Origin of the sequence: Algoriphagus vanfongensis DSM 17529 (genome assembly GCF_000429465.1) — a bacterium.
In the GTDB taxonomy this organism is placed as follows: domain Bacteria; phylum Bacteroidota; class Bacteroidia; order Cytophagales; family Cyclobacteriaceae; genus Algoriphagus; species Algoriphagus vanfongensis.
In genome coordinates, this window is sequence record NZ_AUBX01000009.1 from 680,479 (window position 1) to 705,513 (window position 25,035).

At 42.9% G+C, this 25,035-nt stretch carries 17 protein-coding genes; 8 read left to right on the forward strand and 9 right to left on the reverse strand.

All coding sequences use genetic code 11. The annotated features are described in order from the left end of the window. Window position 1: 1 nt before the first annotated feature. From G460_RS0104335 to holA, 4 genes are read right to left on the reverse strand one after another with little or no spacing between them, the layout of a single operon-like run. Window positions 2-934 carry an SPOR domain-containing protein gene (locus G460_RS0104335; protein ID WP_026954213.1) on the reverse strand — a complete coding sequence of 311 codons (933 nt, stop codon included), beginning with the start codon at window positions 932-934 and terminating at the stop codon, window positions 2-4. Window positions 935-990: 56 nt separating this feature from the next. Next, window positions 991-2,688, reverse strand: a complete 1,698-nt coding sequence (locus tag G460_RS0104340; RefSeq protein WP_026954214.1) for a TonB-dependent receptor — start codon at window positions 2,686-2,688, stop codon at window positions 991-993. A 3-nt stretch (window positions 2,689-2,691) separates the two neighbouring features. Next, window positions 2,692-5,679: a tetratricopeptide repeat protein gene (locus G460_RS0104345; protein WP_026954215.1), complete on the reverse strand. Its 2,988-nt coding sequence runs from the start codon at window positions 5,677-5,679 to the stop codon at window positions 2,692-2,694. Between the two features lie 15 nt (window positions 5,680-5,694). After that, on the reverse strand, window positions 5,695-6,717 hold the full coding sequence (gene holA / locus G460_RS0104350; RefSeq protein ID WP_026954216.1) for a DNA polymerase III subunit delta: 1,023 nt from the start codon (window positions 6,715-6,717) through the stop codon (window positions 5,695-5,697). Window positions 6,718-6,839: 122 nt separating this feature from the next. Between holA and G460_RS0104355 the strand changes: the two genes are divergently transcribed. The 4 genes from G460_RS0104355 to G460_RS0104370 all read left to right on the forward strand — a co-directional run bounded on the left by G460_RS0104355 (window position 6,840) and on the right by G460_RS0104370 (window position 10,782). Beyond that, window positions 6,840-7,532 carry a tetratricopeptide repeat protein gene (locus G460_RS0104355; RefSeq protein WP_035463840.1) on the forward strand — a complete coding sequence of 231 codons (693 nt, stop codon included), beginning with the start codon at window positions 6,840-6,842 and terminating at the stop codon, window positions 7,530-7,532. A 117-nt stretch (window positions 7,533-7,649) separates the two neighbouring features. Then, window positions 7,650-8,159 (forward strand): dihydrofolate reductase, encoded by a 510-nt coding sequence (locus tag G460_RS0104360; RefSeq protein ID WP_026954218.1) that lies wholly within the window; start codon window positions 7,650-7,652, stop codon window positions 8,157-8,159. Continuing rightward, window positions 8,156-9,403 (forward strand): competence/damage-inducible protein A, encoded by a 1,248-nt coding sequence (locus G460_RS0104365; protein WP_026954219.1) that lies wholly within the window; start codon window positions 8,156-8,158, stop codon window positions 9,401-9,403. The genes G460_RS0104360 and G460_RS0104365 overlap by 4 nt, the downstream gene beginning before the upstream one ends. Before the next feature lie 95 nt (window positions 9,404-9,498). Continuing rightward, window positions 9,499-10,782, forward strand: a complete 1,284-nt coding sequence (locus G460_RS0104370) for a dihydrolipoamide acetyltransferase family protein (RefSeq protein WP_026954220.1) — start codon at window positions 9,499-9,501, stop codon at window positions 10,780-10,782. 110 nt (window positions 10,783-10,892) lie between these two features. Here G460_RS0104370 and G460_RS22555 read toward each other — a convergent pair whose 3' ends face one another. Genes G460_RS22555 through G460_RS0104395 form a run of 5 tightly spaced genes read right to left on the reverse strand, consistent with a single transcriptional unit; the run spans window position 10,893 to window position 18,838 of the window. After that, a complete protein-coding gene (locus tag G460_RS22555; RefSeq protein WP_051315907.1) occupies window positions 10,893-13,730 on the reverse strand; it encodes a PAS domain-containing hybrid sensor histidine kinase/response regulator in 2,838 nt (945 codons plus the stop codon). Next, window positions 13,730-14,737 carry a PDC sensor domain-containing protein gene (locus G460_RS21410; protein WP_051315908.1) on the reverse strand — a complete coding sequence of 336 codons (1,008 nt, stop codon included), beginning with the start codon at window positions 14,735-14,737 and terminating at the stop codon, window positions 13,730-13,732. Before G460_RS21410 ends, G460_RS22555 begins: the two co-directional genes overlap by 1 nt. A gap of 21 nt (window positions 14,738-14,758) precedes the next feature. Next, window positions 14,759-14,998 carry a hypothetical protein gene (locus G460_RS0104385; protein WP_026954221.1) on the reverse strand — a complete coding sequence of 80 codons (240 nt, stop codon included), beginning with the start codon at window positions 14,996-14,998 and terminating at the stop codon, window positions 14,759-14,761. Next, window positions 14,995-15,408 (reverse strand): OsmC family protein, encoded by a 414-nt coding sequence (locus G460_RS0104390; protein ID WP_026954222.1) that lies wholly within the window; start codon window positions 15,406-15,408, stop codon window positions 14,995-14,997. The genes G460_RS0104385 and G460_RS0104390 overlap by 4 nt, the downstream gene beginning before the upstream one ends. A gap of 52 nt (window positions 15,409-15,460) precedes the next feature. Continuing rightward, window positions 15,461-18,838, reverse strand: a complete 3,378-nt coding sequence (locus G460_RS0104395; RefSeq protein WP_026954223.1) for a methylmalonyl-CoA mutase family protein — start codon at window positions 18,836-18,838, stop codon at window positions 15,461-15,463. A 222-nt stretch (window positions 18,839-19,060) separates the two neighbouring features. On the opposite strand from G460_RS0104395, the gene G460_RS0104400 reads away from it, so the two are divergent. The 4 genes from G460_RS0104400 (at window position 19,061) to G460_RS0104415 (ending at window position 25,035) form a co-directional block, all read left to right on the forward strand. Then, window positions 19,061-20,353 (forward strand): acetyl-CoA hydrolase/transferase family protein, encoded by a 1,293-nt coding sequence (locus G460_RS0104400; RefSeq protein WP_026954224.1) that lies wholly within the window; start codon window positions 19,061-19,063, stop codon window positions 20,351-20,353. Window positions 20,354-20,425: 72 nt separating this feature from the next. Next, complete coding sequence (locus tag G460_RS0104405) at window positions 20,426-21,769, forward strand: sugar porter family MFS transporter (protein ID WP_026954225.1); 1,344 nt, start codon at window positions 20,426-20,428, stop codon at window positions 21,767-21,769. After that, the gene (locus tag G460_RS0104410) at window positions 21,762-22,637 is read left to right on the forward strand and encodes a carbohydrate kinase family protein (protein ID WP_026954226.1); all 876 of its coding nucleotides are present in this window, start codon (window positions 21,762-21,764) and stop codon (window positions 22,635-22,637) included. The genes G460_RS0104405 and G460_RS0104410 overlap by 8 nt, the downstream gene beginning before the upstream one ends. A 100-nt stretch (window positions 22,638-22,737) precedes the next feature. Next, on the forward strand, window positions 22,738-25,035 hold the full coding sequence (locus G460_RS0104415) for a TonB-dependent receptor (RefSeq protein WP_026954227.1): 2,298 nt from the start codon (window positions 22,738-22,740) through the stop codon (window positions 25,033-25,035).

The following is a 25,035-nucleotide window of genomic DNA, read 5'->3' on the forward strand; positions in this document are numbered from 1 at the left end:
ATTAATATTTCAAAATCCATAAAGCTTCGGTATAGTCAGCTTTGATTTGCTCTAGTTTAGCATTCGCTTTGGTAAAAGAAGAAAACTTCCCAATGGCCAAACGATAATGAGGTACTTCCTCGTATGGAAGAATGAGGTAAACTTGCTCATTCTTCTGCTGAAACTGAACTGATTCTTTGATCGCCAAACTCTCATTAGGAAGACTGCCCACTACAATAAAATACTGGGGTCTAGCTTCTTTGGCTTCGATTCGAATCAAGGCTGACGGGTCACTATGATCAATAGTTGTACCAGTTTCGGTACTTTCATCAATTGATGGAGTGATCGCTTTTGAATTTGAAATAGAGTCTTGATTTTCAGCAGGTTGAATTTCTTCAGTTGCTGTATTTTTTATTTCTTCTTTAGGCTTCTCTGGAGAATTAGTCGATGAAGTAGAGCTTGCAACTGGAGGTGAAGATCTTACCTCACCATTGTACTCCTTCATCAACTGCCACACAATCGTAGCCACCAAAAAAAGTGCAATGATAGCGGCATAGGCTATCCAAGAATTTGACTTCTTCTTTGGCGAATTTGTTGGCTTAGGTATTTCTACTTTTTCAGCTGTTGAATTGGAAACAACAGACTCTTTGGCTAAGGATTGTGCTTCCTGAGTAGCTGGCTCTTTTTCTGATTGTGAATCAGGTTCTTGTTCCGAAACCACTTCTTCGTTGAGTTTGGAAGAATGGATTTTTTGTTTGGCGGCCAAGGTCAACTTTTCCTTGGTCTCTGCTCTCAGTTCCGAAGCAGATCTTGGCTGATCAGGTGTAGGCTCAGGTTTTGGCTCCAAACTTTCTCCAGCACCTTTCAATTCAACCAAAGTTTTGATCTCCACATAAGGGAGACCAAAGTCCTTTGGATCAGTCCATGAATTTTGTTCAGATTTTTTCTCCGCCATTTTCAAAAAAAGATAGCTACGAAACTACGTGATTTGGATAGAAAGGCAAAAGAAAATCAGAATTTCAGCCAGGCCCCTCCTATCAATTGAACTCCACGCACCGGATAATTATTCCATCGCATGTTTTTCCCATTTAGGAGATTGTTTCCTTCTACAAAAATCCCGATCCGATCGGTAATTCCATAATCAGCTTTCAGTTGCAAATCAGCAATGGTTTTTAGATTGACAGCAGTAGGTGGTACATAGTAACTGTCACTTGCTTCGGAGTTCAACTGGCGACCTTTCAGCCCCCCCATCACCATCACATTCGCCTGTACAATCAGACCTTCAAGTGGAGTCAGTTGATTATTCACTGCCAAGGCCCAGGTAGGTCTGTGCCAAGCCTCTTCTTGCTGATTGAGCTCATATTGATAGAGATCAAGCCTCGACCCTAAAGTATACAGGTCCGAAACCTTGAATCCTAGCTCTGCATTGATGTTGAAGACACTGACTTTGTCATCATAGACCAAATCAAATCTAGCTGAGTCAGCGGGAGAATTGATAAAGAAGTGATATTGATTGTAGCGACTGATATCCACACCACCTCTGTAATGAAATGTCCCTTGAAACTGACCTTCGATCCCGCCTGCGATTTTGTAATTGTTGACAGTATTTAGCAATTGTTGGTTGGGTCCAAGGAATGGGTTTTCCATCACAAAACTGTAATACGTATTACGCTGGACATCTCCGCTAAACTCTCCGAAAAAACCAAACTCTTCAGCAAACTGATAGCTGGCTTTCAGAACAGGGAAAATTCTAAAGTCGCTTGATTTCCCTGCTACTTCATCATTTTCAGACACAATATTTAAGCCTGCGCTAAACTGAAAAGCGTCATAACCATAGCTTACTTCTGGTCGGATCGCCAAGTAGGTTCTATTCAACTCATAATTTTCTCCCACTGGATTGGTGAAAAAGTAACTCAATCCCACTTTGCCCACCCAGTCTTCCAAAGGTCTGAATTTGCCAAGGGCATTCACCCCAAACTCGCTTTCTTTGACGGCATAACTATCCTGAAAATTGCGATAATTGATTTTAGCTTCGTAAGAAACAGGACCGGTCTTTTCGATATCTCTTATCCCCCCTTCTACCTTGATGGTATTCAAGACATTGCCTTGTATTCCAGCCCAATCTATCAGTGGGTCATTAGCCACGGAAGTATCTACCCCATAGAAGGAATAAGAATCTTGCGCCCATCTCAAACCACCAAATACTTCCACCTGATCCAAATAATAACTAGCTGTACCACCCAAATTTGTATGCGATTCTTTTGATTCTTCATCCAAAACTGGCCCTTTACCAAAGCTTTGATGCTGTAGATCGATGGCATAGTTCCAGTCGATCACTTCTGTAGCCATAAACCTGGCTTCGACTAAAGGACTTGCAAAATTTCCATATCCGGCCTTTAAATAACCAGGATATAAATCCATTCTATCCGGACGGTAATTTTTCAAAACAGGCTCAGTTTCCAGCTGCACAGGTGGTAGATTCAATTCATGAAAATTAACCGTGTAGACAAAATCACTCATCCCTTTGGGCTGAGGCAAGACCGGAAGTTTTTCATAAATCCTCGGCTGTACCGGAAGAGTCAAAACTCTATCCTTGCGGATCACAAATTCCTGGTCAGTCACTTCCCCTCTTGATTGAGTCTGTGCCTGGACACTCGCTCCAAAACCCCAAGTAAGGGCTGCACAAACTAGAATGCTTCTCTTTTTCATGGTTTAGTTAAGGTTTTGAAGTTTGGATTGAGCCGTAGCTTTGATTTCATCATTCGTGGCATTTTCCACGACAGACTCCAAGGTAGCTTTGGCCTGGAAAGTTTCACCGAGTTGGAGGTAGTTGTCAGCAATCAATAAGAACATCTTTCCGTACCAGTAGCCAAAATCTGCAAATGGTCCTGATAGCTCAAAAATGGTTTCATTGGATTGTTCGAGTTGTCCTTTGGCTGTGTATGATTCTGCTAGCAAATAAAGTCCTTCTGCACCTTGTATAGTTTTGTAAGCATCTACCAAAATGGCCAAACTGACCTCCGCAGCATCTCTTTGATTCAAAGCCAACTGAGATTTGGCTTTGTAAAGCAGTGCCTTTGGCTTACTATCAGGTAAGATTCCATCCAGTTTTTCCAGTGATTCCGCAGTGCGAATGACCTCATTGTGTTTTTGAGTCTGGAAGTATGCCTCGATGAGTCCTTGCAATGCTTCTGCTTCCTCGACCTTGCTTCTTGCATTTTGAGCAGAGGTTTCCAAATACGGAATCGCCTGAGCATAATTACCTTTTTCCAGCTCTATGCTACCGATTTTCTGCATCGCTCTCAGTCGCTGAGGTGAAGCTGGTTCACGCTCAAGTGCACGAAACGAAACCAATGCCTGATCCTTATTTCCCAATTGGAAATAGGAATCTCCGAGGAAATACAAGGCATCTGCTTTTTGTCCAGACTGTGGATAATTTCTCAGATAACTTTCAAATGCCTGACTGGATTGTGTGAAATTCTTTTCGAAATAAAGACTCTTGGCAGCTTCAAACTCCAAGGCTTGGACTGAACCACCTGAAGGATTGGAATTCTTGTAGTTTTCTAAATAACCAGAAAACTCACCTGATCTTCCCTGCAAAGCAAGAGTCTCTTGGAGTCCTTTCAATGCTGTCTCAGAGGAAGAAGAGTTAGGATGCTGATCCAAGATCGCCCGGTAATCCTTTACTGTTTGATCGTAGTTTTGCAAGGAGAAATTGGCGACAGCTCTCCCTTCCAAGGCATAGGGAACAAATGGGCTATTCGGTTTTCTATTGATCAGTTCCGTAAAACTTGCTGAGGCTTCATTGTACCGCGTTTCTTCCATGAAAATCTGGCCTCGCTGATACATGGCATCTTCCAAGTACAGTGAATTGGGATAATTCAAAATCAAACGATCGAGGTTAGCCAATGCGGCATTGTTGTTTGATTGGAAGTTTTGGACAACCGCCAAGCGGAAATAAGCATAGTCAATACCTGCATTTCTATCCGAGATACCCTGTTGAAATACCTGCTCTGCTTCTCCAAATCTTTTTTGGACATAATAAGTATCTCCTAGCCGCAGGATCGCATCGTCGTAATTTTCCCGGTCATTCCGGGTTCTCATCCTGTCGGAATAAGTTTTGAATTGCTGCTCAGCCTGAGGATATTTTTGATCATTGAAATAGGCATAGCCTAGTCCATACAAACTCTTATTGATATATGCACTTGAAGTAGTCCGGCCCATTTCCAAGGCCGTTTGGTAGCTTTTAGCAGCCGTATTGAGATCACCAGAGGCTGAGTAAATCTCTCCCTTCCAAAAATGCGATTCCAATACCATATCCTTATTGACTGGATAGGCAAGGGATTTGTCCAAATATGCCAAAGCAGCAGGGAAACGCTGATCTCTGAAATAAACCATGGCTTGATAGAAAGCGACTTTTTGATAAGCTTCCCGGATTCTCGCAGATTTATTGGAGATTTTGTCCATCTGCTCGATGGCTCTCAAATAATCTGACGTATTGATGAGGGCTTCTGACAGAAGCGTCTCCGCTTCTGATCTATATTTCCCACTTGGATACTTTTCTATGTACTCATCCAGACCTGAAATACCGGCCTGAAAACTCCCCTTTTGCAGGTTAGACTTGGCATAGTTGAATATAGCCTCTTCCTGAATAGCTGGATTGATTGTCGAATTGGCAGCAGCTTTGAAAGAAGTGCTTGCAAACTGAAAATTATCGAGTTTCAAATAAGCATGCCCCAGGTAGTAACTACTAGCTTGCCCCAGCTCATCTTCCGAACTGGCTGATACTTTAAGGTAATCTGTAGCTCTTTGATAATTGCCCAACTCAAACTGTGCTATACCTCCCTTGTACACTTGCTCACGGGTCAATTCTCCCTTTCTCGCATTTACAAAGGCATCATAGTTTTCTGCAGCTTTTGCAAATTGTTTTTTAGCAAAATAGGCCTCAGCAAGATATAAATGGATCATTTCCTTGCGATCCAGAGATTGACCACTGGTTAATTTGGGTTCAGCATAGGCAATCAACTCTTCATAACTCCCCTGCTGATAATACATCGCAGCCAATAAGTATGGGACTTTCCCTGCGTAAAATTGGGATTGGGCAGCTATCTGCAAGTCCGCAATAGCTTTCTGGGTATTTCCATTTTTCAGAGCGATATAGCCCGAATAATAATAAGCGTCATAGCTGATCGGCTGTCCTAAACGCTTTGCCTCATCAAAATACGGAGCAGCACTGGCATAGTCATCGAGCTGAAAATAAGCATAGCCTTGCTTGAAGAGAACATCTGCTTTGGTCCCCACATCCAACTTCTCAGTATCTACCAGTTGATATCCTTCCAGCGCTTCTTTGTAATTTCTCTTATAAAAAAAATGATCACCCATATAAAGACCAGCAGTGGCTACAGTTGGGTGATTTCCATTTTCAAGTATGTAGGATTTCATCAATCCAGGACCATCAGGGCTTTCCAATTGCAAGGCTGACATAGCTGCGTGCAATTGTCCCGAGCGACTTTGCTCTGCACTGAGTGGAAGATTTTGGATCTGCTGATTTTCCAGCAGCGCAGCTGAAAATAGCTGCTTATCGAAAAGTTCAAATTGCTCATCTAATAATCTCTGAGGGCTAGTTTGATAGAGCGTGGACTGTGCGTCCACTTCTAAGCATAGCCCGAGACTTGCAAGAAGCACCAGGTGGTATTTCATAAATTGGCTTAGGGTTCAGTGCAAAATTCGATACACAAGTTCGCGGAGGTTTTCCGATTCGCTCAAACTTCCGGAGTCTACTCCTTTGAAACGAAGGTCTGCCTCTTTGATGTATCGGAACACCTCAATTACCTTGCCCAATTTATAGTTTCTTGCCGCAGCGATGTATTCCTTTGCCACAAATGGAGGCACTCCTATGACCCCAGCTACCTGACTATCCGAATAGACCCGAGCCTGATGAATCAAAGCTATTCGGGTGAAATACGTATAAATCAATGAAAACAAAGGGATTACCGGATGAGCCTTTGGGTTTTGTGAAAAATAGTGAATGATTTTATTGGCTTTGCCCACATCTCTAAAACCAATGGCCTTTAAAAACTCAAAATTATTGTAATCCTTATTGATTCCGATGTATTTGGCGATATGTTCTGTGGTCACCTTGGTTTCCCCCTGAAAATTCAGAAGCATCTTGCCTACTTCATTGGTTAGTACTTCCAGATTATTACCAATCGAATCAGCCAACAATTGACAAGCTTTGGGCTCAATGGCATGACCCATATCTTTGAAATACTCATCGATCCAAGCGTTCAACTTATAATCGGAAACTTTATCCGAGCGCACATACACCGCCCGCTTATCGAGTTCCTTGTATAGAGCCGATCTACCATCCAGTTTCTTATGCTTATGCACCAAAACCAATATGGTACTTGGAAGAGGATTTTGCAGGTAAGAAATCAGAAGCTTTTGTGGATCTTCCTTCCCTAAGTCAGGCAAACTTTGCAGTTCCTTGACTATCACCACTTGACGATCAGCCATCATCGGAAACTTCCTGGCATTATTGAGTATCTGCCCCATATTGGAATCCTTGCCATAGAGCACGAGTTGATTGAAACTACGCTCATGCTCTGCAATGGCATTTTTCTCAATAAAATCAGTAATCAAATCCACATAAAATGGCTCTTCCCCATCCAAAAAATAGATCGGGGCAAATTTTCCGGCTTTTAGTTCTTTGAGTACAGTGGTGGGATTCTGAGGCATGCTTGGTGATTATTCTGACTTTAAAGATAACAGCCAAGACGAATTGCCCACAAAATGATTGATAAGTTTATTTGCCTAAACTTTTCGAGCCTTACTTTTGTATTTGTATCAAAGAATTGGAAATGAGTTTCGAAAAAGGAATAAATCTATACAAAGAGGGGAAGTTTGAAGAAGCCCTGGAAATCTTTGATCAATTGATTGGTCAGGCACCTGAAAAATCAGAGTATTTTCTCTTTAGAGGCAGAATACGATCCCGCTTAGGACAAACAGAACTGGCGCTCGAAGATTTTGATCAAATAGTGGCGCTGGAGCCCTACAATACTGATTTCATCTCAGATAGAGCCGTAGTACTACATCTACTCAAAAGAAACGAAGAGGCTTTGGAAGCTTTTGACAAAGCAGCCAATCTCGACCCTTCCAATCCCTACCGCTATTCCAGCAGAGCTTTTTTCAAAGACCGTACTGGCGATCTCAAAGGAGCAATAGCAGACTATGAAAAAGCAATTGAGCTGGATCCTGAAGATGCCGTTTCCTACAATAATAAAGGACTGGTGGAAGAAAAACTCGGCTATCAGCAGCAATCCAAAAAGAGTTTTTCAAAAGCAGATGAACTGACAGGCTACCAAGCTCCTCCGCAAGCTGCAAGCTCTGAAGAAAAATCAACCTCCTCCAAACAAAAACAAGCAATACAACCGGTGGAGAAAAAGGAAGAAAAAATGAGTTTCTCCCATTTTGTCGGAGTGATGAAATCCCTTTTGACCGAGAAAAAAGCACGGGGGGAATTTCTGGACTTTATCAAAAAGACATTTAGCTGAACTGAATCAATTCTGATCAAATGTTTCATTTTGGAGTGGTTTTACTTTCCAAACATTCCTTAAAAGTCTTTTTTTAACCAAGCGCCCCTCTTAAATTCAGGCTTAGTTTTTCGACCTATGCAAATCATCATCATCGCAGCACTTGCCAAGAATCGAGTAATCGGCAAAGAAAATGACCTAGTCTGGAGACTTCCGGATGATTTCAAGCGATTCAAGACCATCACTTCTGGCCATTATATTTTGATGGGCAGAAAGACTTTTGAATCCTTGGGCAAACCGCTGCCCAATCGCACTCATCTGATCATCACCAGAGACGCAGACTATCCAGTGCCAGAGGGACATCACCGTTTTGCTTCCATTGAAGAAGCTGTGATTTTTTGTCAAAAACTAGAAGCTGATAAACTCTATGTCATCGGAGGTGGTGAGATCTACAAGCAAAGTCTTCCGATCGTAGATCAGATGCAGCTAACAGAAGTCGATGCTAGTCCTGATGGAGACACTTATTTCCCAGAATATGACAAAAAAGAGTGGAAGGAGACTTTTAGGGAATTTCATCCGGCTGACGATAGACACAGCTACTCTTTCTCCTTTGTAGACTATCAAAAAATCAAGGAAACTCCTCAATGAAGCTAATCAAAGCAGAAATCATAGCCATAGGAGACGAACTCCTCTATGGTCAGATCGTAGATACCAACAGTCATTGGATCTCCCAGCAACTTGACCTCAAAGGTGTCAAGGTAATCCGAAAAACTACCGTAGGCGACAACCGAGAGGATATTTTAAAAGCCTTTGCAGAAGCTGAAAGCAGAGCCGATCTCGTCCTTATTACAGGTGGTTTGGGTCCTACGCAAGATGACCTGACTAAACCTTTATTGGCAGAATATTTTAACTGTCCGGTAGTAGAAGTACCTGAAGCAGTGGCCGCCATCACTGAGTTTTTCAGAAAAAGAGGCCGGGACATGACACCACTCAACACGCTACAAGGTCATCTTCCAGCTTGCTGTGACTACGTGCCCAATCCTAATGGAACGGCTCCAGGGATGTGGTTTGATCAGAATGACACTTATTGGATGTCCATGCCGGGAGTACCCCATGAGATGAAAACTCTGATGAGTGACTTTGTACTTCCAAAACTATCTGAAGTTTTTGAGTTGCCTGTGATTTTCCACAGAGTAGTCAAAACAGTGGGAATCGGAGAAAGCTGGCTCGCTGACTTGATCTCTGATTGGGAAAATGCATTACCAAACCACATCAAACTGGCCTACCTACCTTCTCTGGGACAAGTCAAACTGCGATTGACTGCTTTTGGTCAGGACCTGACATTACTAAAAAAAGATGTGGAAGATCAGATCAATCTCGTGCTTCCCAGATTGGAAAAATATGTCTTTGGCTATGATGCAGAGACCTTGGAGACTGCAATAGGCAAGCTTTTGAACAAAAGCGGGAAAACATTAGCTTTGGCAGAGAGCTGTTCGGGAGGTTACATTTCTCACCTCTTGACTAGCGTTGCTGGCAGTAGTGCCTATTTTCAAGGTGCGATGGTTCCGTACCACAATCAGTTCAAGAATGAGCTATTGCACGTGAGTAAGGAAACTCTACAAACGCGAGGAGCAGTGAGCGAAGAAACCGTCAGTCAAATGGCTCAAAATGTCCGCAAAGTCTTTAGTGCGGATTTTGGTTTAGCGTCGAGTGGTATCGCAGGTCCAAGTGGTGGTACAGATGAAAAACCAGTGGGAACAGTCTGGATAGCATGTGCCGGAGAGGGTTTTTGCGAGACCAAAAAATTGCAATTGACACAAGATCGATTGTTGAATATTCAATTGACGGGCGTTGCTGTTTTAAATTTGCTAAGACAACAGCTATCTAAATGAAACAAATAAAATTTTATCAACCGGTATTGTTTGATATCTCGATAGAATTTAATTTTAAAACTGAAATATTTACATAATTAAATATCGAAGACAGTATGGCAAGTGTAGAAATGCTGATGCCCAAAATGGGAGAAAGTATCATAGAAGGGACGATTCTCAGCTGGTTGAAAAAAGAAGGTGAGACTATCGAGCAAGATGAGTCCGTCTTGGAAGTAGCTACTGATAAGGTAGATACGGAAGTTCCCGCTACACATGCAGGAGTCTTGAAAAAAATCCTAGTCAATGAAGGAGAAGTGGTAGCCGTAGGGGCTCCGATTGCAGTTATTGAGACATCAGAAGAAGAATCTGTGCCTAGTGCTGGCAAAACAGATGAAAAAGCTGATGCAAAAACAGAATTGATTGAATCTGCTCCGGAAAATACTGCCACGATCCTCGAGGAACCAAACCAAAGTATTTCCCCAAGTGACTCCAGATTTTATTCTCCTTTGGTCAAAAGTATTGCCAAAGAAGAAGGAATCAGTGGAGACGAACTTGCCAAAATTCCTGGAACAGGGAAAGAGGGAAGAGTAACCAAGCAGGATATGCTTGCATACCTCGATAAGAGAAACACTGTAAGTCAAGCTTCTTCTCCGTCAATAGCAGAACCGAAAGTTCAGGTGAGTATATCTGCATCGGACGAAATCATCGAGATGGATCGCATGCGCAAGATGATTGCCCAGCGGATGGTCGATTCGAAGAGAATATCGGCTCACGTCACATCTTTCGTAGAAGCCGACATGACGAATATCGTGCTTTGGAGAGAGAAAAATAAAAGCGCTTACCGGGCCAAATACGGAGAGTCTATTACTTATACTCCGTTCTTTATCGAGGCAGTCGCTAGAGCAATCCGCGACTTCCCTATGATCAATATTTCTGTAGATGGAGATAAAATCATCAAGAAAAAAGACATCAATGTAGGCATGGCAGTGGCTTTGCCATCTGGAAATCTGATAGTACCAGTCATACGAAATGCAGATCAGCTCAATCTCGTAGGGATCTCTAAAAAAGTAAACGATCTAGCAGTAAGAGCAAGAAACAACAAATTGGGCCCTGATGATCTTGCAGGGGGCACTTATACCGTATCCAATGTCGGCTCATTTGGAAATGTAATGGGCACACCGATCATACCCCAGCCTCAAGTAGCTATCATGGCAGTAGGTGCGATCGTCAAAAAACCTGCGGTCATTGAAACTCCTACAGGAGATGTTATAGGCATTAGGCATAAAATGTTTTTGTCTCACTCTTACGATCACCGAGTCGTGGACGGTTCTTTAGGGGGGATGTTTGTACGAAAAGTCGCAGATTATCTGGAAAGTTTTGATATCCATTCCACATTCTGAAAATAAACAAAGCCTCGATTTAAATCGAGGCTTTGTTTTGTCACCTAGTCAGACTTATTTTTTCTCATATCTTCTTATATACCAGCTTACTTATGCAAAAAACATAAAGCTTAACTTCTATTTCTGATCTTCTGAGAGAAGAATTCCAAGCGCTCAGCCAATACCGCCAAACGGATAGGTTTGGTAAGGTAGTCATCCATTCCTGCATCGATTGCTTCCATGTAGTCGTCATCAAAAACATTAGCAGAAAGACCGATAATAACTAAATCCTTTGTACCGTCGATTTTTCTGATTTCTTGAGAAGCTTCCAAGCCATTCATGACCGGCATCTGCACATCCATCAGCACTATGTCAAAATGAGATTTTTTGACCATTTCTACAGCTTCTTTTCCATTTCTTGCTATTTCATATTCGAAGCCCAGCTGATCCAGCATCAAAAGCATCAATTGTAGATTGAGATCATTGTCCTCCGTCAAGAGGATTTTGAGTGGATGAAGTTTGCTATTTTGTCTTACTTCAGACCAGGAGATACTTTTCTTCGCTTGCTGCAAAGTAGATCGATCAAGGAGCTGCATCATAATCGAAAAACGGAAAGAAGAACCTTTGCCTTCTTCACTTTCTATCAGTAGTTCCCCTCCCATCAGTTCCAGCAGCTTCTTAGCAATAGCCAAGCCCAGACCTGTCCCCTGGTAATTTCGGGTCGCAGAACTGTCAATTTGGTAAAAGGGATCGCTGAGGCGTTCGATATGTTCTTTTGATATTCCGATTCCTGTATCACGAACCAAGCAATTCAAGAAATAGGTACTTCCTCCTACAGAATCTAGCGTCAGAATTACGTCTACTTTGCCATATTCAGGTGTAAACTTGATTGCATTTCCGACCAAATTGAGGAATATCTGATTGAGTTTGACTTTGTCTCCCTCCACCATAAACTCCTCCACATTCGGTTTCTGAAAGGTAAAATCAATGTTTTTTTGCGCTGCAAGGCCCGCAAAAGACTTGGATTGAATTTCGAGTTCTTCGATCGGATTGTAGATTTCCTTGAATAATTCAGCTTTCCCCGCCTCAATTTTAGAGTAATCCAAGATATCCTTAATGATCCCCAGTAGCGTATTGCCTGAGTTTTTGATGATATCTACATACTGCTTTTGAATCTTGCTAAGGTGCGTTTCCTCCAGCAAATCAATGATGCCTAATAGCCCGTTCATCGGCGTCCGGATTTCATGACTCATATTTGCCAAAAACTCTGACTTGGCCTTACTCGCCTGATCGGCAGCATTCATGGCGTCAACGAGTCCTTTTTCCCAGATTTTTTGTGAAGTGATGTCTTTGGAAATCGACATCATTTTTTCAGAATCCAATGGGAAAAATCGCATTTCGAAATGTCTTTCCTTCCCAGAAGTGAGCAATTTCACTGTAACAGTTTGTATTGACTGATTCTCTCGCGCCTCGTCAAACGTCTTGCGCAATATTTTCGCTTCTGACTCCTCCACAAAATCCTCCAGATATTTCCCCAAAGAATCACGCGTAAATTCCTCCTGAGCCTCTTTGTCCTGTCCATGAAAATCAATCACGGCACCTTCATTGTCATAAATGAAAATGGTATCGGGAATATTTCCAATCAAAGTACGAAGACGGTTTTCACTCTCTACGAGATTAATCCGTGACTGATACTGATCTGTGATATCGGTGCAGATCCCCATCCCACCATTGAACCTTCCCTCTTCGTCAAAGATCAATTTTTCAAACACACGAACCCGTATCTTTTTTCCATCTGCCCGTTCAAAATCATATTCGACATTGATCAGATCTTCTCCCTCCGACAGTGCTCCAAATACAATTTCACGTACTTTGAGCGCATCTGGATCTTTGATAGGATACTTAAAGGCATCAATAAAATCCTGAGGACTATGACCCAATGTTTCCTCCACCTCTGGGCTTACACGGGTGATTTCTCCTTTGTAATCATGAAAAAAAACAAAGCCTTTCAGCTCATGAAGCAGCATTGACTGCTGGTCGAAAAGCTCCTGAATTTCCTTGATACTTGCTTCTTGAGAGCGCTGAAAGTCCGTATTGCTTTTCAAAAAAACAGCAAAAAAGCCTACAGTAAGCACCAATAAGACTACAAAACCCAGAAAAAGAAAGAAATAGGTTTTATATATCCCACTAGTCAAACCTTCTGTAGGAATAGCAAAAATCAACGTCCCGTTTTTATTGGAAAGGATGAAACTAAAAGGATACTGAGCTACAATGCCACTGGACTCGACTCCATTCCTGACCCAAGAAGCTTCATAAAAACCCTTCAGCCCAAGAGCAATATCCTCCATTAAAGCCGGAGTGTCTTGCGGATCCCAATCAATGGAATTATTTAATTTGAAAAGTTCGGAGTCAAAAATCATAAATTTTCCTCCGCCAGGATTCAAATAGTAATTGGTGACATAGCCTTCGGTAAATTCCACGAGATTCAGCGAATACAAGACTCTGAACCCTTTTTTACCTAAGATCAAGTGGGAAAATTCCTTTTGATCCACTTGGGGAAAAGCTTTTTTACTCTGATTTCTAAAAAAATCATTTCTCTCATTCATCGAAAAGACCAGCACAGAGTCTTTCATGTCGACCCAAACCGAATCCAAAAGTTTGGGAAAACCATTGAAAAGTCTCCTGGCAGCATAGGTAAACTCCTCATCATAATCATCGAGCTCATGTCCGGGGTCTTCCAAAAAATTGATCAGTTCCTTGGACTCCTCTTCAAAGCGTCTCACTTCCAGCTCCAGTCCTCTCGCCGCTAGTTCAGTTTGTTTGTTGAGAAACTCCTTCCTCGAGTCTATTTGGGTATTGAAAATGGCTGTAAAAAAGCTCAAACCCAAGATAATCACCAAGAGTACCAAGACAGAACCAATCACCACGGTTAGCCAAAAATCCAAACGAATGGGAAAGTTCTTCTTCATCAGGTATCAAAATTAATTTTGATAGCATACCAATCGATCAATGTAAACTTGGTACTGATGGCATCCAGTAGAAAATCCTCTTCTTCAAACACAAACTCCTCTTTACTTTCAAGCAAAAATGCTTTTGCCATCGCCCGCACCTCACGACTCTTACTATTGAAGAGGTTGAAATCGGAAATCCTGAAATTATCCGAGCGAATTGTCTCTCGATACACATGGTTTTTAAGAGGTGGTAGACTCAAAGCCTCAATAGCCGCAGAGGTGCCTCCCACGATATCTCCCTTCCCTGACACCACCAAATAGTCTCCGGGCAGATTATCCAAAAACTCTTCGATAAACTGCTCAATCTGAATGTCTATTCCTATCACAGAAAATAACTCATCCTGCTCATAAACTGGATGCACCAATGACAGGATCCAGCCTTTGCCGGCAGGGTCAACGTAGGGATCAGGGATCCACACGGGGCCTTTCTCAGGATTGTGTGCCAAATCACCTTCATAGTAGAAGTTAAAATCTGTCAGGTCGATACCCGAATCCAAAATATTGGGAGCATCATATGCAGGAAATACGCGCGACACCTGCTGAGCAGAATTCACATAAACCTGAGCGACAATCTGAAACTTATAAAATGTAGAAGCGAAAGCCGAATCCAATGCATTGGTCATGCGAACTTCTTGCCTCGCACGCTCATAATCGATGACATTCTCAGTAATGACTATCGAACTTTTGAGCGAATCCGAATCTGGTGTATTGGAGGAATAATACCCAGCAAAATGATAGCGGTCTGATTGATGGGCCTGAAGTATTTGCTCTTTCTTTTGTAGAATTCGTTCATGATAATCAGCCAAATTGCTGATCTCTCCCATCAGGACTCTAGCTTGCACCTCAAATGACTCGATCAATATTTCCAGTTGTTGCAGCTGCTCCTCTTTACTTGTAGACTCCTGACTGGAGCAAGACACTAGGGTAAAAAATACTAGAAAGAAGAGACTGGGTTTGAGGTTCATTCAAGGTGGCTTTGCGGAAAATTAAAGATTTTCCACCTGAGCACGAAATGATTTGCCCATTTCGTTGAACCTTCCTTTTACTTGATCAAAAAATTGCCCTTCAAAAAATACGTCTAGCTCCTTCTCTTCCAGCACATCATACTCATCCAACTTAAATGTCTGCTCCATAGGACCCAGCTCATATTTGATGATATATTTATTGTTCCAGGAGAATATGCTGATCCGCACATCCTCCCGAGACATTTCTTTGACTACCCTCATGCTCTTCTCACTTCTGAGCTATAGGTTATAGTGGACTTAAGCGATGAGGCCACGGAGCAATATTTATCAACAGACAGTGCCACCACTTTGGCAAACTCCTCCTCAGTGGCATTGGGTGATACCAAGATAAATTTCAAATGGATGTCGGTGAAAAAAGCCGGTACCCCATCATTTCTGTCTCCTTCAACCTCCACAAAGAAGTCCAGTACCTCTTTCCTCTTCTTTTTCATCATCAATACTGCATCCACAGAGGCACAACCTCCCAAGGCAGAAAGTAGCATATCCATCGGAGACTGCGCTTTTTTCTGATCAGGATCATACATATCCATCTGGACGACATTACCTTGAGGGTTGACAGATTCGTATTCATGATCTGCCTTCATTTTGACAGTTACATTTCTTTTAGCCATAGCTTTGATTATTATTCTTTTTTGAAAATCTCCAATTTCGAGATTAAGTTCCTTACATATTTCTACGGTACTGCCCTCCTACTTCATAGAGAGCATGAGTGATCTGACCCAAAGAGCAATATTTACTCGCCTCCATCAATTGCTCAAATACATTTTCATTGCTTACAGCAGCTTTCTTCAAGGCTAGCAGCAATTCCCCCTCTTTGCCTTGATAAGCAGCGTGAAGGTTTCTCAAAGTATTGATCTGATCTTCTTTTTCAGACTGGGTAGCCCGGATGACTTCACCTGGGACGATGGTAGGAGAACCGTCACTGGACAAAAATGTGTTGACGCCAATGATAGGATACTCTCCTGTATGCTTCAATGTCTCATAATGAAGACTTTCTTCTTGGATTTTGCCACGCTGATACATGGTTTCCATAGCTCCTAGCACCCCTCCACGCTCTGTGATTCTATCAAATTCCAAATACACTGCCTCCTCTACCAAGTCTGTCAGTTCCTCGATGACAAAAGCTCCCTGCAATGGATTTTCGTTCTTAGCTAAGCCCAATTCTTTGTTGATAATCAATTGGATAGCCATGGCTCTCCGTACTGATGCTTCAGTTGGCGTGGTGATAGCCTCATCATATGCATTAGTATGCAGAGAATTACAATTATCGTAGATCGCATAGAGTGCCTGCAAAGTCGTACGGATGTCGTTGAAATCGATCTCCTGTGCATGTAGCGATCTACCTGAAGTCTGAATATGGTATTTGAGCATCTGAGATCGCTCATTGGCTCCATACTTTAGCTTCATCGCTTTGGCCCAGATTCTTCTGGCCACTCGACCGATCACCGCGTATTCCGGATCAATCCCATTGGAAAAGAAGAAAGAAAGGTTTGGTGCAAAATCATTGACATCCATTCCTCTGGAAACATAATACTCTACATAGGTGAATCCATTGGAAAGTGTTAAAGCCAATTGGGTAATCGGATTGGCTCCGGCCTCCGCGATATGATAGCCCGAAATAGAAACTGAATAGAAATTGCGGACTTTGTTTTGGATAAAATAATTCTGAACATCCCCCATCAGTCTCAAGGAAAATTCTGTAGAAAAGATGCAGGTATTTTGAGCCTGATCTTCTTTGAGAATATCAGCTTGTACAGTTCCTCTAACTTTCGCGATGGTATCCGCTTTGATTTTTTGATAGATCTCTTGAGGCAAAACCTGATCACCTGTCACACCCAGTAGCATCAGACCCAAACCGTCATTCCCCTCAGGTACAGCTGCATTGTATTGTGGTCTCGAGAGGTTCTTTTCCTTGTACAGTTGCTCTATCTTCGAGTTTATTTCCTCTTTCAGTCCATTTTCCCGGATATAGACTTCACACTGCTGATCAATCGCAGCATTGAGGAAGAAAGCCGTCATCGTTGCTGCAGGTCCATTGATTGTCATCGACACAGAGGTCAGGGGATCCACGAGATTGAACCCTGAATACAGCTTTTTAGCATCATCCAGACAGCATACGTTCACTCCAGAATTACCGATTTTGCCATAGATATCCGGTCTATAGTCAGGATCCTCCCCATAGAGGGTCACAGAATCAAAAGCAGTGGATAGCCTTTTGGCAGGCATGTCTTTGGACACATAATGGAAGCGCTTATTGGTTCGCTCCGGACCACCTTCTCCGGCAAACATCCTAGTCGGGTCCTCCCCTTCTCTTTTAAAAGGAAATACGCCCGCGGTGTAAGGAAACTTACCAGGGACATTTTCTCTTAGACCCCACTTGAGTAATTCGCCCCATGCCTCATATTTTGGCAGGGAAACTTTAGGAATACGCGATTCGGACAGCGAAGTATGATATGTCTTGATTCTGATTTCCTTGTCTCGAACTTTAAACACATAGTAATCATCCGCATAGTTAGCCTGCTCTGTTGGCCAGTCCTCCAGCCATTTTTTGTTTTTGGGATCTAGCCCGAGAGCTACTTGCGCATAGACTTCTTCCAGTTCTTTGATCAGCCTATCCTTGTCTGCCACATCCATCTGTTGGATTGCCTGAATGGATTTCTGGATAGAATAAAGTTGCTGAGCGATTTCCTTTTGATCTTCTACCCATTGATCATAGTTTCTATTGGTCTCTGTGATCTCAGATAGATAGCGCGTTCTGGCCGGTGGAATGATGTAAATTTTTTCAGACTCTCCGGCGGTCAGTTCAAAAGTACTTTCAAATCCATCATAAGATTGCGAGATCCGCTGAATGATAGACTTGTACAGGCTATTCATTCCTGGGTCATTGAATTGTGAAGCGATGGTGCCAAAAACCGGGAGGTCTTCATCGTTCGCTTCCCAAAGATTATGATTGCGCTTGTATTGCTTTTTGACATCTCGAATAGCGTCCAAAGCTCCTCTTTTATCGAATTTGTTGAGCGCTATCACATCTGCGAAATCCAACATGTCGATTTTTTCCAGCTGGGATGCAGCACCGTATTCGGGTGTCATCACATAGAGAGAAAGATCAGAGTGATCGGTGATCTCCGTATCGGATTGACCGATACCGGAAGTTTCCAAAATCACCAAATCAAACCCGGCTGCTTTGACTGTATCTACAGCATCCTGTACATATTTAGAAAGGGCCAAATTCGACTGTCTGGTAGCCAAAGAACGCATAAAAATGCGAGGATGATTGATAGAGTTCATCCGAATTCGATCTCCCAAAAGCGCTCCACCTGTCTTTCTTTTTGAGGGATCTACAGAGATGATAGCCATAGTTTTGTCCTCAAAGTCCATCAGAAAACGACGAACCAACTCATCTACTAAGGAGGATTTCCCTGCTCCACCCGTACCAGTGATTCCCAAAATAGGAATTTTGGATTGCAGGCTCTGGCTCCGCACTTTCTCCAAAAGCAACTGAGATTCCTCTGGAAAATTCTCAAATGCTGAGATGGCACGAGCGATTGTCTGCTTGTCATTTTTATCCAACAGGTGATCAGCCGAGATATTTTCACCTACTGCGAAGTCGGCCTTTTGAACCAAGTCATTGATCATTCCCTGAAGCCCAAGCGCTCTGCCGTCATCTGGTGAATAGATTCTGGCAATGCCATAGTCGTGCAGCTCTTGGATTTCATCTGGCAATATGGTACCTCCCCCGCCTCCAAAAATCTGAATATGTCCCGCTCCTTTTTCTTGTAGCAGGTCATACATATATTTGAAAAACTCCACATGGCCACCTTGATAGGATGTGATGGCGATTGCTTGCACATCCTCCTGAATCGCACAATCCACGATTTCCTGTACAGAGCGATTGTGTCCCAAATGAATCACTTCACATCCCGTAGACTGTATGATCCGCCTCATGATATTGATGGCGGCATCGTGTCCGTCAAACAAAGATGCGGCGGTGACTATTCTGATGTGGTTTTTGGGTTTATAGATCTCTGGTGTGATAGACATTGATATTGGGTATATTCTTTACGCTGTAATCTAAATTTGGGAAAACCGACAATCGATTTTCATCTGCGAATATAGCAAATTATGAAGCTGGCTCGGACTGATCAGAGATTCAAAACAAAATAATATTTGGAGCAGAAAGTTGAGAATCATCCCAAACCTTGATTTTTGTCAGCAATATTTTAGAAATTAGAAAAGTACTTTGACCTCATAACTTTTAAAACTATGCTCAACTATACCACTCCGGAAGAGGCAGTCAAAATCATCGAAAGCCATCAGCGTGTCTTTGTCCATGGCAGTGCCGCTACCCCGACGACCTGTCTCCATGCCTTGGCAGCCAGGAGAGAAGAACTGAAAAATGTAGAAATCGTAGCGATCACTACACTAGGCGACATGCCTCTCGTGGCTCCAGAGTGTAAAGGGAGCTTTTTCATGAATTCACTTTTCGTTTCCACCAATGTACGCCAAGCTGTCAACTCTGATCAGGGAGGCTATGTTCCTATTTTCCTTTCAGAAATCGGCTATCTTTTCCGGAACAAGATTTTACCGATTGATGTAGCTATCATTCAGGTTTCCGAGCCTGATGCACATGGCTATTGCTCCCTCGGCACATCAGTAGATATCGCAAGACCTGCAGTGGACACAGCACGATACATCATCGCCCAAGTCAACAAACAAATGCCCCGAACTCACGGGGACGGACATATACACTCTTCGAGATTCACCCATGCAGTCTATGTAGATGAGCCCTTACCGGAAGTGGACTATGCCGAAAAAATCACCGATAAAGAGATTCAGATCGGCTATCATATCGCTAGTCTAATTGAGGATCAATCCACTCTACAAATGGGCATTGGCGCTATTCCAGATGCAGTTCTGAATGCACTTCACCATCACAAAGATTTGGGAATCCATACCGAGATGTTTTCCAATGGTATTTTGGACCTGATGAAAAGTGGTGCGGTCACCAACTCCTTTAAGAAAAAGCATCCTGGCAAAGTAGTAGCTGCTTTTGCAGCAGGAACCAACGAACTCTATGAGGTACTGCATGACAATCCGGAATTTTCATTTCATGAAGCAGCCTATGTCAATGACACCCATGTGATCCGCAAAAACCCAAAAGTGATCTCTATCAATTCCTGCGTAGAAATAGACCTGACCGGCCAAGTTTGTGCCGATTCCATCGGAAGTTTTCACTATTCAGGAGTGGGAGGACAAATGGATTTTATGAGAGGCGCCTCCCTATCTGTTGGCGGCAAGCCCATCATGGCATTGACTACGACGACTAAAAAAGGAGCTTCTAAAATCGTCCCTTTTCTCAAAGAAGGTGCAGGTGTCGTGACCACCCGAGCCCACATGCAGTACGTCGTGACAGAGTTTGGGATCGCCAATCTCTATGGTAAAAATCTAAGGCAGCGCGCCTACGAACTCATGAGGATTGCTCATCCTGACCATCATGAGATGCTCGAGCAAGCAATCATCGCAAGGTTCGGGAGCTTTATATATCCATTTAGATAAAAAGTAATCTGTTTGAAAGGTTTTATTCGGTGACTTAGTAGATTAGCAGGATACTCTAAACCCTCCTAACCTATGTCACCGAAGAATTATGTCTTTTTCATTTCTATCACTGCTGCATTAGGCGGATTTTTATTTGGCTTTGATACTGCTGTCATCTCTGGTGCAGAGCGGGCTATACAGGAAATATGGCAGCTCAGTGATTGGATGCACGGATTGGCTATCGCCTCGGCGCTATATGGTACAGTCATCGGAGCACTCTTTGGAGGAATTCCTGCAGATCGATTTGGGAGAAAAAAGAGTCTTCTATGGATTGGCATCTTCTACTTGGTCTCAGCATTTGGCTCAGCCATTGCCTGGGACGTGAGTTCTTTTACTTTATTTAGATTTTTGGGTGGATTGGGTGTAGGTGCGTCTTCAGTGGTGGCACCTATGTATATCTCTGAGATTGCCCCCGCCAAAAACAGAGGTTTGCTGGTCGCCTTGTATCAATTCAATATTGTTTTTGGAATCGTGATTGCCTACCTGTCCAACTATCTGATCGGCACAGCGGAACTCGCCCAGGAATGGCGCTATATGCTGGCTGTAGAAGCTATCCCGGCCTTGATATACAGTTTGATGATATTCCGGATTCCTGAGAGTCCAAGATGGCTCATTACCAAATCAAATATGGTAGACAAAGCCAAGCAAATCCTCCAACGAACAGATCCAGAAGGTGTAGATCGTGCTATTCAGTTGGTTTTGGAAGAGGAAAAAAAGGAAAAATCCAAAGGCAGTTTTTCCATGCTCTTCCAAACAAAATACCTTTCCAGCACCCTTTTGGCCGTTATGTTTGCATTCTTCAATCAAGTCTCAGGCATCAATGCCATTATCTATTTTGCTCCAAGGGTTTTTGAAATGGCGGGCATTTCCACAGAAAATGCTTTGATTTCGACCATCGGTATAGGTATCGTCAATCTCTTGGGCACTTTTTTGGGATTATACCTGATCGATAGACTGGGTCGAAAAATCTTGATGTACATCGGATCATGTGGATACATCATTTCACTTTCATTGATGGCCTATAACTTCTTGGGGCCTGGCATTCCCAGCTTTTGGTTACCGATCTTTGTTTTCGGGTTTATAGTCTCCCATGCCATTGGGCAGGGTTCGGTGATTTGGGTATTTATCTCAGAGATGTTTCCCAATGAACTTCGAGCTTATGGACAATCCTTAGGTTCCTTTACGCACTGGATTTTGGCAGCCGTCATTGCCAATGTATTTCCTTTCTTTGCCAATGAATTTGGCCCAGGCTATATTTTCGTGTTCTTTGCAGTGATGATGCTCGGGCAGCTACTTTGGGTATGGCGCAAAATGCCGGAAACCAAAGGCCGTTCGCTGGAAGAAATACAAAAAGAATTACATCCTAGCTATGACTAAGAAAGCAATCGTATTTGGAGAAATGCTCTGGGACTGCCTTCCCTCAGGTAGAAAACCCGGCGGCGCTCCCATGAATGTAGCACTCAATCTCCATCAACTTGGCTTGGATACTCAATTGATCTCTGCAGTCGGACAGGATCCTGATGGGACAGAACTACTCTCCTATTACAGCAGCTTTGGCATCTCTGATCACTTGATTCAGCGTACATCTGACCATGCTACTTCCAAAGTGCTCGTCAATACCAAAGATCCAGAAAATATTACTTACGATATTTTGCCGGATGTAGCTTGGGATCATATCAGTCCAAGTCCAAACACCATTGAAGCTGTTCGCAATGCAGATGTTTTTGTATTTGGGACATTGGCAGTAAGAAGCCCAGGAAGTCTTCAAACCCTGCTCCAACTGCTTCCTGAGGCACAGTTGTGTGTCTTTGATGCCAACCTACGGCCACCGTATTATGATTTTGAAGTCATTGAATCCTTGCTCGGATACACGGAGATTCTCAAAATCAATGAGGATGAGTTGCTTATATTTTCAGATTATTTTAATACATCCTCAGTCCCAGAGGAATGCTGCCAATTTCTTCTCCATCATTTTCCCATTCAATTGATCTGCTTGACTTTGGGCGCCAATGGAGCCAAAATTTTTCAAAACGACACTGTTTTCTCTCATTCTGGCTACAAAATAAAGGTCAAAGATACGATAGGCGCTGGGGACGCTTTTTTGAGCGGATTCATTTCGACGTATTTACAAAAGAAATCACCTGAGCAAATTTTGGATTTTGCCTGTAAAATCGGGGCATTCATGGCTACTCAAGAAGGCGGAGCTCCCAAATATCAAGTTGCTCAGATTATGGAAATCGAATAGCCCAAAGCTCTTTCTTCAAGAATAGGAACCATTCATCCCTTTTTGCAACTTTGTTTCAATTTTTCTGGTTTAATGATTTCAAGGACTCTATTTTTGTGTCGTGAAAAAAATTAAGCTAGTACTTCTTTTCCTGTGTGGCCTCGCTAATCTTTCCTTTGGTCAAGACTGCAACCTAGCCATCAGAGGGAAAGTCATTCATTTAGAAAACAATGAGTCGATCCCTGGAGCCTATATCTGGATAGAGGAAATTAAAAATGGGGCGATTACTGATTTGGACGGCAATTTCCAAATTTGGAATCTTTGCCCTGGTACCTATACAATCAAGATCCAATACTTGGGGCATCAGGACATTACTGAAACGATTGAACTAAAGTCAAATTCTTTCAATAAAACCTACCGGATGGAAGACAGCGCTCTGGATCTGGACGGTGTGGAAGTGCATGGTCACAAAGATGCTGTTCAGACTACATCTACAGTATCAGCACTTTATGGAGAAGGACTTTTGGAAGCAAGAGGTGAAAACCTCGGCGAAAGCCTCAAGAGAATCTCTGGTGTGACTTCCTTTTCTACGGGAAACAGCATATCCAAACCGGTAATTCATGGTCTTCACTCCAATAGAATCATGATTCTGAATAACGGAGTAAGGCTAGAAGGGCAGCAATGGGGCGCCGAACATGCCCCCGAAATCGATCCTTTTTTGGCAGATGAGATCACAGTGGTCAAAGGTGCCGAAACGGTCCGATTTGGACCTGAAGCGATGGGTGGAGTCATCTTGGTAAATCCAGGCGAACTACCTACCAAAAAAGATGGAAAAACTGATCTATACCTCCTTGGTGCTACCAATGGGAGAATGGGTAATCTTTCGATAACTCATGAAAATGGCTCAGAAAAAATTCAAGGTTTGGGCTATCGGATTCAGGGTTCTGTGAAAAGAGCTGGAAATATCCAAAGTCCTGATTACTATCAAAGCAATACAGGGTTGAGCGAAATGAATTTTTCCGGAACGATCGGATATACCCGAGCCAAACTGGGAACAGAACTGTATTTCAGTCATTTCAATACCGAGCTCGGAATCCTGACCGATTCGCACACAGGCAACCTGTCTGACTTAGAAGCAATCATCGAAAATGGAAGACCTTTTTCGGATGGGGAGTTTACCTACGACATTTTGAATCCAAAGCAAAAAGTCAGTCATAACCTGCTCAAACTGAAATCCCACTATCATATCAATCCTCACTGGAAAGCCAACATCCAATATGGCTATCAGGCCAATCATAGACGGGAGTTTGACAAGAGAAGAGGTGATCTCAATGAAAAGGCCAGTTTGGACTTAGAACTCTATACCAATACCCTAGATCTTTTCGTGGATCACACCCATGAAAATGCCCTCAGTGGCACATGGGGGTTCAATCTCATTCAGCAGGCCAATAGCAATGTCCCAGGAACAGGAGTTACCCCTTTGATCCCAAACTATGACATGCTCAATGCCGGGGCATATATGATGGAGAAATATTCCAAAGGCCCATTTGAAGTGGAAATTGGGGCAAGATTTGACTATCGAACAGTAGCCACGGCTCGATTTGTGGACAATGAATTGGAAGAGCGAGATCTCTCCTATCAAAATTTCACAGCCTTCCTTGGTGCCTATTACCAAATCAGTCCTTCCTTGACCTTTTCTACCAATTTGGGTTCGGCCTGGAGACCACCCAATGTCAACGAGTTGTTTTCCCAAGGACTGCATCATGGAGCTGCAGCTGTAGAAATTGGAGACCCGGACCTCGATTCAGAAAAATCATTGAAATGGGTCAATACGCTGGAGTTTTCTGGCAATCAAACCAGCTTTGAATTGACAGGTTATGCCAATCGCATCGCAGACTACATCTATCTCAATCCCACAGGAGAAGTCTATGTGAGTCTCAGAGGTACGTTCAATGTCTATGAGTACCTCCAAGCAGACGCATTTCTGTATGGGTTTGACTTCTCGGGCAGTCATCAGTTTACCAACAGACTGAGTGCCTATGTCAAAGGCTCTATCATCCGAGCCAAGAATTTGGATACTGAGAGCTATTTCCCGTTTATTCCATCTGACCGCATGGATTGGGGTGTCGCTTATAAAATCGGTCAGGAGGGCAATTCTCATAAATTTACCGTGAGCAATCAACTGGTTGCTAGACAAAAAAGAGAGCCTGATTTTGATTTGGCTCCAGCACCAGCGGGCTATGCTTTGGTGAATTTCAACTATCTCAAGCAGTTTCCTATCGGTGAAAATAAAATGAATGTAGGCCTGCAGATCAGCAACTTATTCAATACGAGCTATAAGGAATACATGAATCGGTTCAGGTATTTCACAGACGATATCGGAAGAAACATCACACTCAAACTCAACTATCAATTTTAA

Coding starts and splice junctions, on each gene's coding strand:
- G460_RS0104335 (WP_026954213.1), bottom strand. CDS start 934: ATGGCGGAGAAAAAATCTGAACAAAATTCATGGACTGATCCAAAGGAC.
- G460_RS0104340 (WP_026954214.1), bottom strand. CDS start 2,688: ATGAAAAAGAGAAGCATTCTAGTTTGTGCAGCCCTTACTTGGGGTTTT.
- G460_RS0104345 (WP_026954215.1), bottom strand. CDS start 5,679: ATGAAATACCACCTGGTGCTTCTTGCAAGTCTCGGGCTATGCTTAGAA.
- holA (WP_026954216.1), bottom strand. CDS start 6,717: ATGCCTCAGAATCCCACCACTGTACTCAAAGAACTAAAAGCCGGAAAA.
- G460_RS0104355 (WP_035463840.1), top strand. CDS start 6,840: ATGAGTTTCGAAAAAGGAATAAATCTATACAAAGAGGGGAAGTTTGAA.
- G460_RS0104360 (WP_026954218.1), top strand. CDS start 7,650: ATGCAAATCATCATCATCGCAGCACTTGCCAAGAATCGAGTAATCGGC.
- G460_RS0104365 (WP_026954219.1), top strand. CDS start 8,156: ATGAAGCTAATCAAAGCAGAAATCATAGCCATAGGAGACGAACTCCTC.
- G460_RS0104370 (WP_026954220.1), top strand. CDS start 9,499: ATGGCAAGTGTAGAAATGCTGATGCCCAAAATGGGAGAAAGTATCATA.
- G460_RS22555 (WP_051315907.1), bottom strand. CDS start 13,730: ATGAAGAAGAACTTTCCCATTCGTTTGGATTTTTGGCTAACCGTGGTG.
- G460_RS21410 (WP_051315908.1), bottom strand. CDS start 14,737: ATGAACCTCAAACCCAGTCTCTTCTTTCTAGTATTTTTTACCCTAGTG.
- G460_RS0104385 (WP_026954221.1), bottom strand. CDS start 14,998: ATGAGGGTAGTCAAAGAAATGTCTCGGGAGGATGTGCGGATCAGCATA.
- G460_RS0104390 (WP_026954222.1), bottom strand. CDS start 15,408: ATGGCTAAAAGAAATGTAACTGTCAAAATGAAGGCAGATCATGAATAC.
- G460_RS0104395 (WP_026954223.1), bottom strand. CDS start 18,838: ATGTCTATCACACCAGAGATCTATAAACCCAAAAACCACATCAGAATA.
- G460_RS0104400 (WP_026954224.1), top strand. CDS start 19,061: ATGCTCAACTATACCACTCCGGAAGAGGCAGTCAAAATCATCGAAAGC.
- G460_RS0104405 (WP_026954225.1), top strand. CDS start 20,426: ATGTCACCGAAGAATTATGTCTTTTTCATTTCTATCACTGCTGCATTA.
- G460_RS0104410 (WP_026954226.1), top strand. CDS start 21,762: ATGACTAAGAAAGCAATCGTATTTGGAGAAATGCTCTGGGACTGCCTT.